At 68.7% G+C, this 16,927-nt stretch carries 7 protein-coding genes; 2 read left to right on the top strand and 5 right to left on the bottom strand.

Annotated elements, in window-relative coordinates; translation table 11 throughout:
* Positions 1-6 precede the first annotated feature (6 nt).
* A complete protein-coding gene (locus ABZ783_RS13110; RefSeq protein WP_357436994.1) occupies positions 7-1,179 on the top strand; it encodes an FAD-dependent monooxygenase in 1,173 nt (390 codons plus the stop codon).
* Positions 1,180-1,241: 62 nt separating this feature from the next.
* Here the strand turns inward: ABZ783_RS13110 and ABZ783_RS13105 are convergent, their stop codons facing one another.
* Entirely contained in the window at positions 1,242-1,664 is a 423-nt protein-coding gene (locus ABZ783_RS13105; RefSeq protein WP_357436991.1) for a Clp protease N-terminal domain-containing protein, read from the bottom strand.
* Between ABZ783_RS13105 and ABZ783_RS13100 the strand changes: the two genes are divergently transcribed.
* The gene (locus tag ABZ783_RS13100) at positions 1,628-2,638 is read left to right on the top strand and encodes a hypothetical protein (RefSeq protein ID WP_357436988.1); all 1,011 of its coding nucleotides are present in this window, start codon (positions 1,628-1,630) and stop codon (positions 2,636-2,638) included. The genes ABZ783_RS13105 and ABZ783_RS13100 overlap by 37 nt on opposite strands.
* Before the next feature lie 62 nt (positions 2,639-2,700).
* On the opposite strand, the gene ABZ783_RS13095 is transcribed toward ABZ783_RS13100, so the two are convergent.
* The 4 genes from ABZ783_RS13095 to ABZ783_RS13080 all read right to left on the bottom strand — a co-directional run bounded on the left by ABZ783_RS13095 (position 2,701) and on the right by ABZ783_RS13080 (position 16,884).
* Positions 2,701-7,101, bottom strand: coding sequence for a S8 family serine peptidase (locus tag ABZ783_RS13095; RefSeq protein WP_357436985.1), 4,401 nt, complete (start codon positions 7,099-7,101; stop codon positions 2,701-2,703).
* Positions 7,102-7,378: 277 nt separating this feature from the next.
* Positions 7,379-12,286 (bottom strand): phosphodiester glycosidase family protein, encoded by a 4,908-nt coding sequence (locus ABZ783_RS13090; protein WP_357436983.1) that lies wholly within the window; start codon positions 12,284-12,286, stop codon positions 7,379-7,381.
* 208 nt (positions 12,287-12,494) lie between these two features.
* Positions 12,495-16,526, bottom strand: a complete 4,032-nt coding sequence (locus ABZ783_RS13085) for a trypsin-like peptidase domain-containing protein (RefSeq protein ID WP_357436981.1) — start codon at positions 16,524-16,526, stop codon at positions 12,495-12,497.
* Positions 16,527-16,566: 40 nt separating this feature from the next.
* Positions 16,567-16,884 carry a trypco2 family protein gene (locus ABZ783_RS13080; RefSeq protein ID WP_357436979.1) on the bottom strand — a complete coding sequence of 106 codons (318 nt, stop codon included), beginning with the start codon at positions 16,882-16,884 and terminating at the stop codon, positions 16,567-16,569.
* Positions 16,885-16,927: the final 43 nt, after the last annotated feature.

Raw genomic sequence — 16,927 nt, 5'->3', positions numbered from 1 at the left:
ACGACCATGAGCTCAACCATCACCATCGTCGGCGGCGGAATCGGCGGCCTGGCCAACGCGTACGCCCTCGCCACCGCCGGCCACACCGTCCGCGTGCTGGAACGCGCGGCGGAGTTCGCCGAGGTCGGGGCCGGGCTGCAGATGGCCCCGAACGCCACCCGCATCCTGCGCCAATGGGGGCTGCTCGACGCCGTACTCGAGCGGGGCGTCGTGCCGCGGCGGCTGGTCTTCCGGGACGCCGTCGACGGCGCGGAGCTCACCCACCTCGACCTGGGCGCGGACTTCATCGAGCGCTACGGCGCCCCGTACGTGGTGATCCACCGCAGTGACCTGCTGGACATCCTCATGCAGGCCTGCCGACGGGTGGGCGTCGAACTGCTGCCCAACACCCGGGTCGACGACGTGATCACCTCCGCGGACGCCGCGGTCGTGGTCAGCGGGGCCGGCGAGTTCACCACCGACCTCGCGCTGGCGGCCGACGGCCTCCGCTCCACGCTGCGCGGCAAGCTCAGCGACGACCAGCCCATCGCATCCGGCTACGTCGCCTACCGAGGGGCGTTCCCCCTCTCCGAGATCGACGTCGAGCTGGACCAGGACGCTCTGCAAGACGTCGTCGTGTACCTGGGCCCGGGCTGCCACCTGGTCCAGTACGCGCTGCGCGGCGGCGACATGTTCAACACGGTCGCGGTGTTCAAGTCCGCCGCCTACGACCGAGGCGAGGAGGACTGGGGCAACCCGGACGAGCTGGAGTCGGCGTTCTCGGGCATGTGCCCGGATGTGCGCCGGGGGCTGCGATCGCTGTGGCGCACCCGGAAGTGGCCGATGTACGACCGTTCCCCTATCCCGACGTGGGTGGACGGGCGGCTGGCGCTGACCGGCGACGCCGCCCACCCGATGCTGCAGTACCTGGCCCAGGGCGCCTGCCAGGCCATCGAGGACGCGCACACACTCGCCACCGAGGCCGCCAAGACCGAGGCGGCGGGCGGCCTGGACTGGGACGGGGCCCTGCGCGCGTACCAGACGGTACGCACGGAGCGCACGGCCCGGGTGCAGACCACGGCCCGGGTGTGGGGGGACATCTGGCACGTCGACGGGGTGGCCCGGCTGCTGCGCAACGAACTGTTCCGCGACCGGGCGCCGAACGACTACAAGCACATCGACTGGCTCTACGGCGGGTGAAGCCGCCTCCTATGGATGGAAGCACGGCCAGGGCAGCACAAGCCTCGCGGTTGTGACGCCGGTCAGGCGAACGCGGGCAGGCGACGCTGGGCGTCGGCACGTACCTTCTCCGGGTCGACGTCGATCAGACGCAGCAGCCGAGCTGCCGGGCCGGCGGGATCGGCCAGCAACTCGACGACCAGATGGGTCGTGCCGGCGTACGGGTCGCCGCGCCGAAAGGCGGCGAGGCTGGCGCCGCGTAGCGCGCTCAGCTCGCTGCGACCGTGGGCTGGCCCGGCGAACGGGCGAGGGAGGTTGGGAAGCCCTCGGCACGGCCCGACGCCGTAGGCGCCGATATCGGCCCAGTGACTCCGCGATCCTCCGGTTTGTGCTCGACGCCGCAAGATGGGAACACAGCGAATGGTCCTGGGAGACGCAGCGGTTCGGTAACGGACGTATAGTTCGCGCCATGGCCGACCCCAGTCGCCCCTCCCCGCTAGGCTCACTCATCGGGGTCGATGTCGACGCGACGGCCGAGCGGGTCTATCGGGCGTTGGTCTCCGGCGGACCGGCGCTCGGGCCGGATCTCGCCGGCCTGCTGGGGATCTCGGTCGAGGACATCGAAACGGCGATCGGTGCGTTGCGGCAGGTGGGCCTGGTCGACCTGGCCGACGGCGGAGGAGTCTCGGCGGTGCCGCCGTCGCTGGCGCTCGAGGGGATGGTCGCGCAGCGCGAGCAGCAGGTCAGGGCCGCCCGAACGGCAGTCGACGAACTCGCGGAGGAGTACCGGAGGGCGCGCGAGGTGCAGCTGTCGAACGGCATCGAGATCGTTCGGGGTCGCAGCGAGATCGGCAGCTGGCTCAATGGCCTGTTGCTGTCCGCCAAGGAGCAGATGCGGATGTTCGCGAAACCACCGTTCGCGGTTTTCGGGATCTCCGAAACTGACACCGAGCGCGAGGTCGCGGGCCGTGGTCTGCGGGAGCGGATCATCATCGAGCGGACCGTGCTGGATGAGCCCGCCGCGGAGAAGGACCTGTTCGCCTCCCTGGATCGGGGACAGGAGATCCGCATGGTGCAGTCGTTACCGGCGAAGCTGCTGATCGTCGACGATTCGATTGCGATCGTGCAGCTCGACGAGGGTGGGCACGCGCACTCGGAGGTCGCGGTGGTGCGCGCCGGGGGGCTGCTGGACTGTCTGGTGTTCAGCTTCGAGAGCCTGTGGCGGTCGGCCATGCAACTGCGGGAGGCCCTCGGCCGTAGGGTCGATCCGAACTTGGCATCGCCGAAGGATCTCGCCGACCCGGCGGACCGGGAGGTCCTGATGCTGTTGCTGGCCGGGTACACCGATGCTGCGGTCGCTGCCCGACTGGGGATCGGCCTGCGGACCATGCAGCGCAGGGTCCGCCGGTTGATGGATCTGGCCGGCGCCGATTCCCGGGTGTTGCTTGGCTGGCACGCGCGGGACCGGGGCTGGCTTTGAACGCCTTCGTCCCGTCGAGCCACCGACTGCGGTGGCTCGACGGGACGAGGTGCCGCCGGGGTCTAGTTGCGCAGACCTGCCGGGATGCTCAGCATCACCGAGCTGGACCAGGCGGCGTTCGGGCCGCCCTCGCCGTAGACCATCAGCTGGTGGTGATCGTTGATGTCGAAGCTGTAGGTCGGCGTGAATCGGTCACCGGCAGAGAGCGGCACCATGCCGGACAGATCCCAGAGCCGTCCCTGCGGGTCCCACATCGCCGACACCGCGACGTCCGGGAAGAGTTCGACAGTTCCGAGGATCCACCCGTCGTCGGTGACTTTCTCGCCCGTCGCGTTGTATCCGTAGTCGGCAAGGCGCCGCATTCCGCCGGCCTTGGTCCACGCGAACGCGTCGTCGCCGCTGGTCCCCACGATGGTCCCGGAGGCGTTCACATCGTTCGCCTGGGCCGAATACTGTCCCGGAAGCGTGCCGAGATCCTGAATAGCACCTGACGTCGCATCCCAGGCGACCGCGTGCGACGCATGGTCACCGGTGCGCGAGGCACCGACGATCATTCCGGCATCGTTGATGGCGCGCGGCTGGGTTCCCGTCGGATCCGAGGACAGGTGGGCCAGCTTGCTGAACGTCCCATCCGGCGTCCGCACGAACCCGTCGCTGTAGCTGTGGTTCTTGCCGTCAGCCTCTTTGACGATTGCTTCGGAGAATCCGGTGACCACCGCCTTGTTGTTCACGGCGGTCGCGTAGCCGCTGGAATAGGGCCGCCAGTCCGGGACGCCGAGCACGGTGAGCGATCCGTCCTTGGCCCATTGGGCGGGAAGATAATGCAATGCACTGTCTGTCGCGACACCGACGGCGATCTGGCCGTCATTCAGGTCCAGAGCTGCTCCGTACCTGCCCCCGGCGAGATCCAGGTTGGTGAACCCGTCGGCGGCCGTCCAGATGGTCGGCGTCATCCTGGCGTTGTACTGGCGATCTCCCGCGACTACGCCGCTTTCATTGAGAGCCGCGCCGACGAATGGCGGGGCCCACGCGACCAGATCGAGTTTGGGGACATCGACAGTGGCGATCGTGACGTCCGCCGCCCCGATGATCGTGCCGTACTCGTTGGCCACTCGGACCCGGCCGACCATGGGATCCTTGGTCAACTGCCGAGCGCTGACGATCACTGCCCCGTCGACCGGCATCGACTGGCCCGTGGCAACCGTGTACTTCGCGTCGGATTTCGGCGTGATCGTGCCGAGGCCCTTCGAGTACATCTCTTGGTGGTAGTCGAACGTGACTTTGTCTGCGGGCACGGTGACTCCCGCGACCACGATGAAGTACGTACCCGGTTGTGGATCATCGATGACGATGTGCTCGGGCGAGTCCCCGGTCGTGGTGCTCTGGCCTACCGGCCTGCCGTTGAAATACACATAGAAGTCCAGATCGGCAGCGCCTCTGGGCGTCAGCGTCACGTCGAGCCGGGTCGTCTGACGCGGAACATAGAGCATGTTGGACGTGATTTCGCCTTGCGAGACCGTCGAGAACAAGTTGCGGACATCGCCGATCTCGCCAGTTGCGACGTGGGCGATCGCGGGGCCAAAGGTGTTCGTCCCCGTCGAGCCGACATTCGTCGGCGAGTTCATCGTCACCTTGTCGACTGTGACGGTCCCCGGATCGAACGACATGCCCTGCAGCGAAACCGTTGCTGTGTACGGGTTCTGTTCGACCGGAGACGTCCTGCGAGACTCGATCACGAACTCCCAGACGCCGGGTTTGGGTCGGTACACCGGTCGTGCGGTGGCGTTGCAGTTCGCCGGGTCGGTGTAGTTGCTGTAGCAGTGGTAACTGGCGTTGGAGTCCGCGGGCATGCCGTCGGGGTCGATCGGCAATGCGCGGACCTGGCTGCCGTCGGCGAGCCCGCCCAGGGTCAGCTGCAATGCTTCGACGCCCTCGGGGACGGGCACCAGCAGCGAGGTGGTTCCGGTTCGGCCGAGCGTGCCGGAACTGGTGACCGCGTAGTCGGGTTTGGCCAGCGGCTTGGTCGCCAGCACGGTGACGGCGACGAACTGGTCGATGCCGCCCGTCGCCGGGTCATCAATGGTCAGGATCGCGCTATGCACGCCGGAGGTCGTCGCGGTCGCGGTGACCGTGATATCGGCTGCCTTTCCGAGCTGCAGGGGCATTGCCGCGCGGGCGCTGAACGTGCCGTCGTTGCCGATCCAACCGATCCGGTGCACGACGCTGCCGGCGGCACCGCTGGTCCGGGTGACGCTGACCTTGTAGGTCTTCTGCGCACCGGTCACCTGGCCGCCTTCGGTTGGCAGACAACGGTTGTAGATGCCGACGCCGGTGTTCGGAGTCGCGAGCAGGCCGGACAGCGAACTACAAACGGGAGCCGACACAGTGAGCTCATTGGTGCTGATGCCAGCGCTGAGCTGCTTCCAGGCCGCGACGGTGTCGATGATGCCGGCGCCCTGCGCGGCGGTCGGGACGTCGGGGATCGGGTCGGCGGTGCCGGTCAGGGCGGTCTTCAGCGCCGCCGAGCTGACCGTCAGCGAACGGGCCTTGGCGGCCGATAGCAGCAGTGCCGCCGCTCCGGCGACCTGCGGGGCCGCCATGGAGGTGCCGTTGGCCATGCCGTACCCGGCCGGCAGCGAATACCCGGCCTCGGGGACGGCTTCACCGGACAGCCACATCGGGATCGAGGAGATGGCGGCGCCGGGCGCGGACACCTGCGGCGCCAACGCGCCGTTCTCAGCGGGGCCGCGGGAGGAGAAGCCGAAGATGCCCTGCTTGGTGGCGACCTTCGACCCGTAGTCGGCCCACCAGGTGCCGGAGCTGACGGACGCGGCGACCGAGATGGCCTTGCCCGCCACGGACGGCGAGCTGACGGTGTTGGTGCCGAGGCCGTCGTTGCCGGCGGCGATGATGATCTGCACGCCGTAGCTGTCGATCAGCTCGTCGTAGAGCGCGGCGATCACGTCGGAGCCGTCGTTCAACGCGGGAAGCCCACCGATGGACAGGTTGACGACGTCGACATGCCGATTGGTGACCAGGTCGATCATGCCCTCGGTCAGTGCCGCCTGGGTGCAGCCACCGCCCCACGTGCAGGCGCGGGCGGACACGATCTGCGCGCCCGGTGCGGCGCCGTGCATCTGGCCGCCGAACATCGACGTGCCGGCGATGATCCCCGCCACATGGGTGGCGTGCGAGGCGACCGGCAACCCGATTGACACGTAGTTCGCGGTCTTGCCGACGTTGCTGCCGCCGAGCGGGGAGAGATCGACGTTGTCGCGGTACTCGACGACGAACGGGATGCGCTCGTTCTGCAGTGTTGCGGCGTCGTCACTGCCGAAGTGGCCGACCTGGCGATCGACCGCGAACGGGGCCATCGGTGCCTCGTCGGTGAGGTCCTGGTTGTTGTTGCCGTCGACCCAGATCCTGTGGGTGGTCGGGTCGTACAGAACCCCGTGGAAGTCCAGGGTGTCGCCGTCCCGGTTGAGGTCGCCCTCGAAGTCGCTCCCGGCCGTCGCGCCCTCGTAGAACACGCCGAATTGGAACGTGCCCTCCGGGATCGTCCAGGTCTTGCCCAGGTAGCTGAACTTCGGACCCGTCTTGGTGGTGGACATCCGCACCCAGCTGCCGTCGCGGTCGGTGACCGGATCGGTCTCGGTTACCCAATCGACAATCTTGGGCTTGCCGTCGCTGGTCGTCTGTAGCGCGGGATGCTCGACGTCGACGCCGGTGTCCAGCACGCCGACGACCGTGCCGCGTCCGTCCCAGGCCGGGTTGTCCTTGACGAAGGCCTCGGCGCCGGTCTCGTTGATCGGCAGGTACGGGTTGTCGGCGGGCGTGTTCGCGCCGGGCGCGGTCGGCCCCGCGGCCTTCGTTGCCGCCGTCCTCGCACCCGCGGCGCCCAGATCCGGGCCCGGGATCTTGTACGTCCGGTCCAGGTCGATCGCCGCGACCGACCGAAGGCCGGCCAAGGTGGTCACGCGGCCGGTCGGGACGGTCGCCCGGACGTAGCCGACCTTTCCGGTCACCGACCCGACGGTCCCGCCGGCCTTCTTCACCGCGGCGACGACGTCCTCGGTCGCGCCCTTCCGGGCCAGCATCAACACCGTGACAGACTTCTTCTTCGACGCCTGCGCCTGCTGCAGCAGCCTGGTGTCGGCGTTGCCGAGCTTCTCGGCCGCAGTATCCGACAGCGAATCGTCGGTCAGCGGCTGGAACCCGTCGGTCTTCCCCGCCCTGTAGATCGAATCCGGGTTGTCGCGCCCGGCCCGGTCGTCGAGCCCAGCAAGAGGCGACCGACCCGGACCCTGTGGCCCGTCGGGATCAGCGGGTTCGAGCTTGCTCGCGCCAGCACTCTCGGAGCCAGTCGGGCTGCTCGGGGCGGCGGCCGCGGCCGCAGGCGCAATCAGCGCCGCGGCGATCACCACGGCCGACGCCGCGGCAACCACACCTGTTCGTCGTTTCATCGTGCTCCTAACCAAGGGGTGAAACATCACCGCGCGGCCAAGCCCGCAGACACGAGAACACCTGAGCCGCCTGGCCAATCTCGCAGTTGGGCCGGGGCAGGATCAACGGACCGAGTGGGGCGGATGCCGGCCATGGCTGAATACCGCCACACTCGGCGCAGACCCGCCATTGCCGCCGGGCTCGGACGCGCGGTGACGCGCGGTCCGAGCCCGGCGGCATGCCAACCCCTGAGTGGCGGTTAGCTACCGACGATCGGGGCAGCGGTGGCCAGCTGTCCTACTGCAGCCGCACCGTCACCGTGTGCACGGCCCTATCGCCCAGGTCGATCCGGACCCGGTAGTCTCCCGCGGCAAGCCCCTTCGTGCTCCAGTTGTACGCGTACAGGCCACTGGTCTCGGCCAGACGCATGTGGTTGGCATCGTTGCCGGACGCTGAGGTTGCCGGCGTCTCCGGACCCACCTGCCCATCGGTGACGGGTGCGATGAAGACGCGCGGGGCGGCGTCCAACACGGGCTTGCCGGCGGCATCGGTCAGGACGAACTTCACCGGGATCACCCGGCCGGCGTTGAACGGGGCGCTTGTGTCGCTCAGCGGGCCCTCGATGTCGCCGAGCACGTACTCGACCCGGTAGCTGATCGTCACTGTTGCCGTGTTTCCGGCACGGTCGGTGGCGCTGAAGCGAACGGTGTGCAGTCCTGGCGTCGTGGTGTCGAGCTGTTCGCCACTGGCCACGTCCCCTCGGGACTCGGCGACCCCGGAGGTCGCGTCACTGGCGCTCCACGTCACCGGCACGGCCTGGTTCAGCTTCACTACCTGACCGTCGGTGATGCCGTTCACCGTGGTGACCGGTGCCGTCCGATCCACGACGAACGTCACCGACGACTCCGATCGGTTTCCCGCCTTGTCAACCGCGACGACCTTGAAGTCGTAGTGCCCGTCCGCCTCAATTGGGCGACCGTCGTAGGGGCGTCCGTTCAGGGTCACCGTGGTGGTGTCGGCGTGGGCATCGGTCACCTTCACCACTGGGCTTACCGCGTGGTTGTAGACCCCGTGGTCAGCGACGCCGGACACGGTGATCACGGGCGCGTCGATGTCCTTGACGAGGCTGTACTGGTCGATGATCGACTCATCGGCCCGCTTCGCGGTCAGCGACAGCTTGCCGCCTGTGACCTCGACGGTGATGTACATGGCGAACTGGCCGTCGTCCATCACTGCGAAGGTGCCGTCATTTTCGGCCGAGTAGTGCTTGGGCCCGGTCGTTCCGGTCACCACGTACACGGTGCCGCCGTCGGTCTTCACGCCCGCCTTCAGCGGGTCGGTCCGGCCGTAGGCGTGGTCGTGCCCGGAGAAGACCAGGTCGATTCCCAGCTCGTCGGCGGCCTTCGGCAGGTCCTTGCGGAACAGGTCGGAGTCGTCCGGGTTGGTCGCGTACGGCGGCTGGTGGGTGATCACGACCTTCCACAGCTTGTCGGAGGCGGTCATGTCCTGCTTCAGCCAGTCCAGCTCGGCCTTCAGCGTTGCCGCGTCGTCGGTCCATCCGATCACCGCGACGTGCATGTTGCGGTAGTCCATCGAGTAGGTGCCGTCCGGGTTTGCCGTCGACCCGTTGTTGGGCTGCCCGAAGATGCGTACAGCCTTGGACCCGTCGTCGCCCATGTACTCGTGGTTGCCCAGTACCCGGATCATGTCGGTGGACCCGATCTTCTCGTGGTCGCTGAGCATGCCTGCGATGGCGTCCATCTGGGCGAACTTGCCGGCGTCATCGGTGAAGTCACCCACGTGCATCGTGAAGTCCGGCAGCTTCGCCTGCCCCTCGATCGAGGTCAGGATCTTGTCGAACTCGGCCAGGCCGGCGCGGTCTGGCGACTGGGTGTCGCCGAACACGTTGAAGGTGAAGTCGGTTGCGTCGCTGGACGTGGTGAACTCGCGCACGCCCGACCAGCTGGCGCCGTCGCCGACCCGGTACACGTAGTGGGTTCCGGGGGTCAGCTTGGTGGCCGTGGCCGAGTTGGAGCGCACGACGCCGTTCTGGGCGATGTCCTCGTAGCCGGCGTAGGTCAGCTCCTTGGCGGTGCCGTTGAAGCTGGTGAACGCGGCCTCGCCGCCAGCCTGGTAGGCGGCCTTCGTGGCGACCTGCAGCACTGCGGCGTCGGTGGAGGTCAGCGGGTTCGACATCCAGGTGATGGTCTTGGTGGTCGCCGGGTCGGCGCTCGCGCCGGCCATGATGTTGCTCGGCGTCTGCTGCTTCAGGGGCGTGAACGACTGCGTGGTGATCGCAAATGACCTGCCCTGCTCGGTCTGGGCGAACAGGTCGTACTTCTTCACCGTGTCGGTCAGCTGCGCCGAGGTCAGCACGCCGTCAGCACCCGTGGTGCCCAGCTTGGTCGCCTTGCCAGCCACCAGCATCGTCACCGTGGCACCGGCGACCGGCTTGCCGGCGGCATCGGTCACGGTCACCTTCCCCGGCCGTCCGACCAGGGTGCTGTTTGCTGCCAGCTTCAGCGCTGCCACGACATCGACGGACGCTGGCCGCTCCGAGAAGGTGGGGGCGAACTTCGCCGGCCGGTCGCTGGCATACCTGATTGTCGAGCCCGTGACTTCCCAGCCCAGCTTGGTTCCGGGTGCCACGGCGCCGGTCACCGACACGTTGATGGTCGCCAGCGTCGCGGGCCCAGCCGCGGCGTTCGAGTTCACCACATGCAAGGTGAGGACACCGGTGCCAGCGTCGTAGGCCCAGGTGCTGCCCGACGCCGACGCGGCGAAGTCGACCCCCGTCACCGGGAAGTCCTTGCCGATCCGGATCTTCGTGTCGACGCCGGTGACATCGGCGGCGTCGGTGGTGGTGAGGTGGAGCCGGTAGGTCCCGCCGAGGTTCGCGACGGCGTCCGGGGAGGACAGCCTGACCGAGGTGCCCGAACCGGTCTTCACCGTGAAGTACCCGGTCTTGAGGGTTTCGTTGCCGAAGTTGTCCTGGACGCTGGCGTCGACCCGGTGGATACCGTCGGCGAAGCTCAGGTGCGACAAGGCGACGGTGTTGAGGCCCTTGTTGAGTGCGTAGACACCCTCGGCGTTGGTGTACTCGGTGCCATCGACCCACATCCGCACCCGGTCGTAGTTGATCCCGGTGGCGTACTTGTCGGTGGTGTTCTCGGCGAAGGACGTCGAGATCTCCACCTGCGAGTTTGTGAAGGTCTTGCCGTCGATGTTGAGGGCGTGCACGGTCGGCGGGAACATGTCGTCAACGGACGCGCCGTAGGTGACCCGCACGTTGTCGATCGCCACGAACCCCTTTCGCAGCGGGTTGCCGCCCGGCATCCCCGACTTCAGCGACATGATGCGGAACATCTGGTTGGGGAAGGTGGTGAACGGGCCGACCAGGCCGTCGGGGATCTCCGCCTCGACGTACTTCCAGCCCAGCCAGTCGATGCCCTCGGTCTGGGTGGTGAAGTTGATCGGCTGGAACTGGCCCTTGGCGTCGTAGATGTAGCAGCGCAGCCAGTAACTCTGGGCCTCGGGTGTTCCGTACACCCAGGCGCCGATCGCCTTCGGGCGTCCCGGGATGGGCTTGCTGGACTCGGGCCCGGCGTAGGCGCCGAGGGTGGCATTCAGCTGGCCCTTGGTGAAGTCAAAGTTCACCTGTAGCGCATGGTCGCCGAACCGGGTCAGGTCATCTGGGTAGGTGTTCCAGTGCAGCTGGCTGATCTCGCCGCGTCCTGCCGTGCCGGCCTTCCAGTCGCCGATGCCGTCCTCGAAGTCGTACAGGACGACGGGTAGCTGGCCCAACAGCACGTGGACCGACGCCTGCACGTCGCTCCCGGTGAGGGTCGCGGTGACCTGGGTGTCGAAGCTGCCCGACGACGCGGCGTGGAAGACGTTCGCGTCATCCATCGTGCCCATCCCGTCAGGGATACCGCCCCAGGTGATGTCGCCGGGCTTGAGCCGCACGTCACGGCCCTGGTAGCGGGCGGTCAGCCCGAACGGCTTGACCGCGCCGTAGTCGAGGCTGATCTCTGTCTGCTCGAAGGCGAGCGTGTCCGGCGCTGCGACCTCGACCCAGGCCGAGCCGACCTGCTTTCCGTTGTGGGACAGGATTGCCTGCGTCTGGCCCTGCTTGCCGGTCGAGGTGAACAGCCCGTTGGCGTCGATTGTGCCGAACGTGGGATCCGCCAGGCTCCAGGTCAGCCCGGATGCCGGCACGGGCGCCGAGGCACCGGTGGCGTCCTGTCCCTTGGCCGAGAACTGCACGGTCGAGTTCGGCGTGACGGTCATCCCGTTGGGGGCGACAGCGGCAGTCGCGAACTCGTGGGTCATCGGCGCGGAGGAGACCAGTAGGAACCCGTTGGCGACCGGGCGTTCCTCGCCGTCGGAGGGGCGGTTGACCACCTGGACGGTGTCGGTGCCCGGCGTCCTGGTGGTGAAGGTCGCGCTGCCGCCGCTGTCGAGGTGGATCGCGTTGTAGGCGCCCAGGGACAGCATGTAGTCGGCGAAGTCCGACATGGTCAGGCCGCGGCTGAAACCGGTCTGGCGGCCGTCGATCTCGGCGAAGAAGATGGTGCCGTCGCGCCTGACGCCGATGCCGATACGCGGGTCGAGGTTGTTGGGGGCGCCCTTGGTGGCGATCTGGTTCTCGTCGCGGGCACCGTTCTTGATGACCTGCGCGTCACCGGACAGTGCCTGTTGCAGGTCGTTCTTGACCTGGTTGAACAGGGCGCGGTCACCCATCAGGTAGCTGCCGTCCTTCTTCATGCCGAAGAAGAACCAGTTGGCGGCCATGTCGCCCTTGAGGACGGTGCCGTCCTTTACGACCACACCCAGTGGGTAGCCGTCAGACATGTTGTAGTAGTCGGCGTTGATCGCGGCGATGACCTGGTGGCCGGGACGCGTGGCCGCCGCGGCCTGCTTGCTCATCGGCTGCATGCCGTACCAAAGAGTGCCCTTCCCGTCGTTGGGCAGGCCCGCCTCGATGGTCAGCTCAGGGCGTTTCGGCATGTCGATGTCCAGGACGTGGGACTCCATCCGCTGACCGTCCCGGTCGTTGAAGATGTAGTCGCTCTGCACCACGCCGGGCGCGATCTGCTGGGTGTTCTGGTTGATCGGGGTCGCAGTGATCGGCGAGGTGGGGCTGAAGCCTCCCATCGCGGACGCCGACTGCGCATTGCCCAACAGCAGGGCAGACGCCGCCACAGCCGTCAGGATCGCTTGACTTCTCTTCCGCGACAGCTTCATCGCCCTCTTTCACCCTTCGGCCGGTTCCTCCACGACATGCCACGCCTGAAATGCGAGCATCGGATGAACAGTCCTGGAGATCAAGTCCAACCATGCGCGAAATAGGACCGACGACGACTGCCGCGGGAGGCGATTCGATGTCGCTGCCCTGCCGCCGGGGAGGCCCTCAGCGCCCCGACGGTCGGTGGTGCTCGGTGCCGCGTTGGCGCTGGCGCGGTACCGGCGGCGTCTGCGACAACCGGAGCCGGCGGGCAGTCACGGCCTCGCGGGTACGGGGATGGGCGTCCGGGTTCCCGTTCAGCCACGCGTCCAGGTATCGCAGCGTCCGCTCGGTGTACTCCGGGACGAAACGCGTGCCTGTTCCCTCCACCGCCAGCCGCTCCGCGACCTGGCGCAACAGCGGGAGATAGTAGGTGTTGGGTCTTTCCCGACCCAGTATGTCGAGGGCAAGGCTCACCGCCGCGTCCTCGACCGCCGGATCCGGCAGTTCGCCCTGACGGAAGAGTTCGGCGAGCAGCTTGCCGAGGCCCGGGTCGTCCAAACTGTCGCGTCTGATCCATTCGACCGCCACCCGTGATGCCTCCCGTCGCACGGAGTCCGGCAGGATGCGGCTGCCGAGCACGGTGCCGAGCAGTTCGGTGGCGTCCCGCGTACGGCTGTTCGCAGCGCACCAGGCGACGCACGTCAATTGCAGCTCCTCGGCGATGGTTTCGCTGATCGGCCCGCAGCCCTTGAGCATCAGGCGCAGCGCCCGTTTCGCCCCCGCCGGCATTCCGGAATCCCCGAGGACGACGCACGACCTGGCGACGAACCGGTTCCAGGCAGCTTGCACCTCGACGCGGTGTGCCAGCAGATGCTTGACCACCCGGTGCTCCCGCTCCGTCGCCAACAGTTCGCCGGAGAGCGCCCCCACTGCGCGCTCGGCGAGCGTCTGCCGGTCTTCCGGGGCCGCCCAGCGATTCCCCAGAGCGGAGCCGAGGAGACGATGGGCGCTGGCTTGCCTCGGGTGCGCCTCCAGCCATCCGAGGGTGGCGTCGAGCGCCCACCGGTACTCCTCGACGGCGAGGTCCGCCCGCCGCAAGACAGAGGTGAGCGGATAGCTCGTGTGTTCGCCGATGGGGTGGCGCCGGATCAACTCGGCCAGCAGCCCCATGACGAGCATCCGGGTGTCGGGGGCAAGCGCCTCGTGGTTCAGCAGCGGCACCAGCAGATCGCGGGCGACGCTGTCGTCGAGATGCCGGTCGCAGAGCACCAGCGCCTGCTTGGCGTATCGCTCGAACTGGTCGGGCTCGGTGAGCAGCCCGGAGTGCAGCAGCGCGCCCAGCACGCTCGTGCGCTTGTACGTCAACGCGGCAGGGGCGGCCAACCAGGCGGTGGTGCGCCGCGCGAGCGCGTCGCGTTCCTCGGCGGTGAGGCGGATGTCGGCGCGGGTCTCCTCCCGCGCGAAGGTGAGCAGGCGTTCCAGTAGCTGCCCCGCCTCCGGCGAGTCGTCGTTGTGCTCCAGCCACCGCAGCGCCAGGTGGACCGCACGGGGCAGGTCGTTACGGCCGGGCAGGTCGGGAGCGATCAGCCGCTTCAGGACATACGATGCCCCAGGCTGCAGGCCGTGGCCGGCGGGGTGCGCCAGCCACTCCAGGGAATCCTTCACGGCGTCCCTGAACAGGGATGGCGGCAGGTCCCGGCGCCTGCGGTGGCGCTGGAGCACGGGCCCGTAGGAGAAGCTCGCCTCGTGCGGGGCGCGCTGGGCGACCGTGTCCAGCAGGTACCGGGCCGTGCGGGCGAGAGCCTCCCCGGTGAGCTCGGGACGCAGCACCAGCCGACTGGCCACGTAACCAGTCCAGGGGTCGGCCGGATGACGTCGTAGCCAGCGCAGCGCTGCCGCGGCCAGCGGGCGGGCGGCCGGGTGGCCGGGTGGCAGGCCGATTCCTCGGCCGAGTTCGAGCAGGGGCTGCAGAACCCGGGAGGCTTCGCGTTCGTCGGCGTGCTGGGCGAGCCAGTCGACGCCGTACTCGGCCATGCGCAGGCGCACGGCCGGATCGACGTCACTGGGCACCTTGATCCGATGGAAGACGGCGCCGGCGGAGAGGAGCGTGCCGTGTCGGCTGAGCCAGGCGAGCAGCGGCGGATACACCACGTCCGGTGCCAGGTCGAGCGCCGCTGCCACGTACGTCTCCCTGGCCCCCGGCTGGTCGTCGTTCCGCTCGAGCCAGGGCCTGGCGATCCGGTCCGCCAACCGGCGCACCGCCGGCACCCAGGTGGCGCGTCGCAGCAGCAGCCGCAACGTGTCGCCGTCGGGTTCGTCGGCGAGGTACCGCCCGAGACCCGTGGCCGTCTGCTCACACCACCGGTCCACCCCGGCGGCGAGTGCCTCCGCCGCTTCGCGGTCGACGGCCTCGCGCAGCCGGTCCACGGCACGGACGAGGTTGGCCAGCGCCCGGTGCCCACCGAACCCGCTGTCCAGGAGCTTGGGCAGCCATTTGCGGCGCAGCGCCGACGAGTTGGGCTCGAAGAGCACCTGATGCAGGATCTCGTCGGCGAGGAGGTGGTGGGTCACCCGCAGTCCGTCCGGGCCCTGGGTCAGGATTCCGGCCCGGCACAGGGTGTCGATCAGTTCCTGGGGTGACCACACGAACCCGTCCGCGGTACGGATCTCGTCTTCGACTTGGAGGTAGGTCAGCATCTCGGGCAGCGGCCGGGGGGTGGTGGCGGCCGCGTAGGCGACAGCGAAGAGCCGGCCGTCGGGGTCGCCCAGCGGGCGGGACGGACCCGAGCGGCGCATCGACAACTCCTCGCTGTCCAGCACCCGCCGTAGCCAGCCACTGATGCCGGCCGCGCCCACCGGGACCGCGGCACGAATGTCCCGGCCGGCTTTGGCCTGCGCGTCGTACCACCGGGCGAGCAGGGCGGCGACCGCCGGCACGCCGGCGCTGATCCGCGTGACATGCGACAGCCCGGCTCGCTCGACGGCGTGGGGGGCGAGCGCAAGGACCACCTCGTCGAGGATCAGCCGGTGGTACTGGTCGTCGTCGCGGATCGGGACCCGCTCGAAGCTGTCCCAGAGCTGGGGCGGCCAGCTCTCCGTCTCCCGGGTCGGCGCGGTGGTCAGCACCGCCAGCTGGAGGCCCCTGGACAGTGCGTCCTGCTGGATCTCATACAGGTTGTCGTCGGCCGTCTCCGTGCTGGACCGGATGTCGTCCACGACGATCAGCACCCGTCGCGTCATCCCCCGGACACTCTCCCAGGCCAGGTCCACCGGTTTGCCGCGCAGCAGATGGACCACGAACCAGTCCCGCTGGTCGGCGAGGGCCGCGACCTCGAGGCAGAGGCGGCTCTTGCCGGTGCCCGGCCGCCCGTGGATCAGTACGCCGCTGGCGGGCTGGCGTCCGTCGGCACACGCGGCGAGGGTGGCCAGGATCCGGTCCGGCTTGCTCGGGTGGTCGCCCGGGTCGACAAAGGTGACCGGACCGGCCGGCCCTTCACCTTTGGCCGCCAGGGAGTCCGCGTGGATCCAGTGCGGCTCCAGGTCCCGGCGGAGCTGGTTCCAGTTGTCGGGTGGGACCGGCCAGGGCTGGGGGCGGATGCCCTCCTCGGCGAGCAGGCGCTCCCAGCTCGGGTCGTTGACCGCCGCCAGCTCGATGACCTCGTGCGTGCTGACGCCGGACGCGGCCAGGTGGCTCGCGAACACGCCGACCAGCAGTCCGGACGCTCTGGTGATCAAGGCGGCGCCGGACATCCCCTTCCAGGGGCTGTCCTCGGGGTCCGGCGACGGGGTGGGGGTGCTGGCCAACCGGACCCGCAGGGTGCCCGGCTCGCCTGTCTCCGCGGTCCGGATCTCGCACGGCTCGTGGGCTCGGCCCCGCAGATAGTCGTCCGATCCCGCGTTGATGTCGAGATGCTTGGGGTAGCCGAGGGCGTCGCCGCTCACGACCGTCACGGCGTTTCGGTTTACCCGGCCCAACCGCACCGGAGGCACCGGATCGGGTGGCGGCTTGGTGAAGCGCAGGAGGGCGAGGTCGAGGGCGCTGTCGTGCCAGACGCGGACGACGTCCCGGTAGCGGCCGTCACCGGCGAGGTCCACGCTCAGTTGGGGCCGGTTGGTGGCGTGGGCGGCAGTGAGCACGAGGTGATGGGAGATGCGGTAGCCGGTGGCTAGCTCGATATCCTCCGTGTCGGGGGTGCGGCCCAGAACCCGTGCCACCCGGCGCGGGTTCAGCCCGCTGGGCGAGGGATCCACGCTCTTACCGGGGCAGCCGGCGCAGCTGGTCGCTGGTCTGCACCGGGCGGCCCTCGGCGGTCCGAGCGTCGAGCTGGATCTTGAGCGTCTGCACTTCACTCTGCGAGTGCGAACGCTTCGCTCCGGCCGAGATCACATGGACCCGGATCGCGCCGTCGAGGTCACCGGACCGGGTCAGGGTGGTCTGCAGTTCGAGTTCGAGCGAGGTGACCTCCAGTCGCACCGGCCCGTCCTCGGCCCTGGCCGCCGCCATCGCCCGGGACAGCTCGCTCCTGATCGCACCGAGCGCGGCTGCCAGGCCGATCTCTTCGCCCTGATCCACTAGAACACTCCCCACGGGTGTATCAACTATGGACCATCGATCC

Origin of the sequence: Micromonospora sp. NPDC047738, from assembly GCF_040642675.1 — a bacterium.
Classification (GTDB): domain Bacteria; phylum Actinomycetota; class Actinomycetes; order Mycobacteriales; family Micromonosporaceae; genus Micromonospora.
Note: the sequence above shows the minus strand (reverse complement) of the source record. Positions and strands in the feature narration are given on the sequence as shown.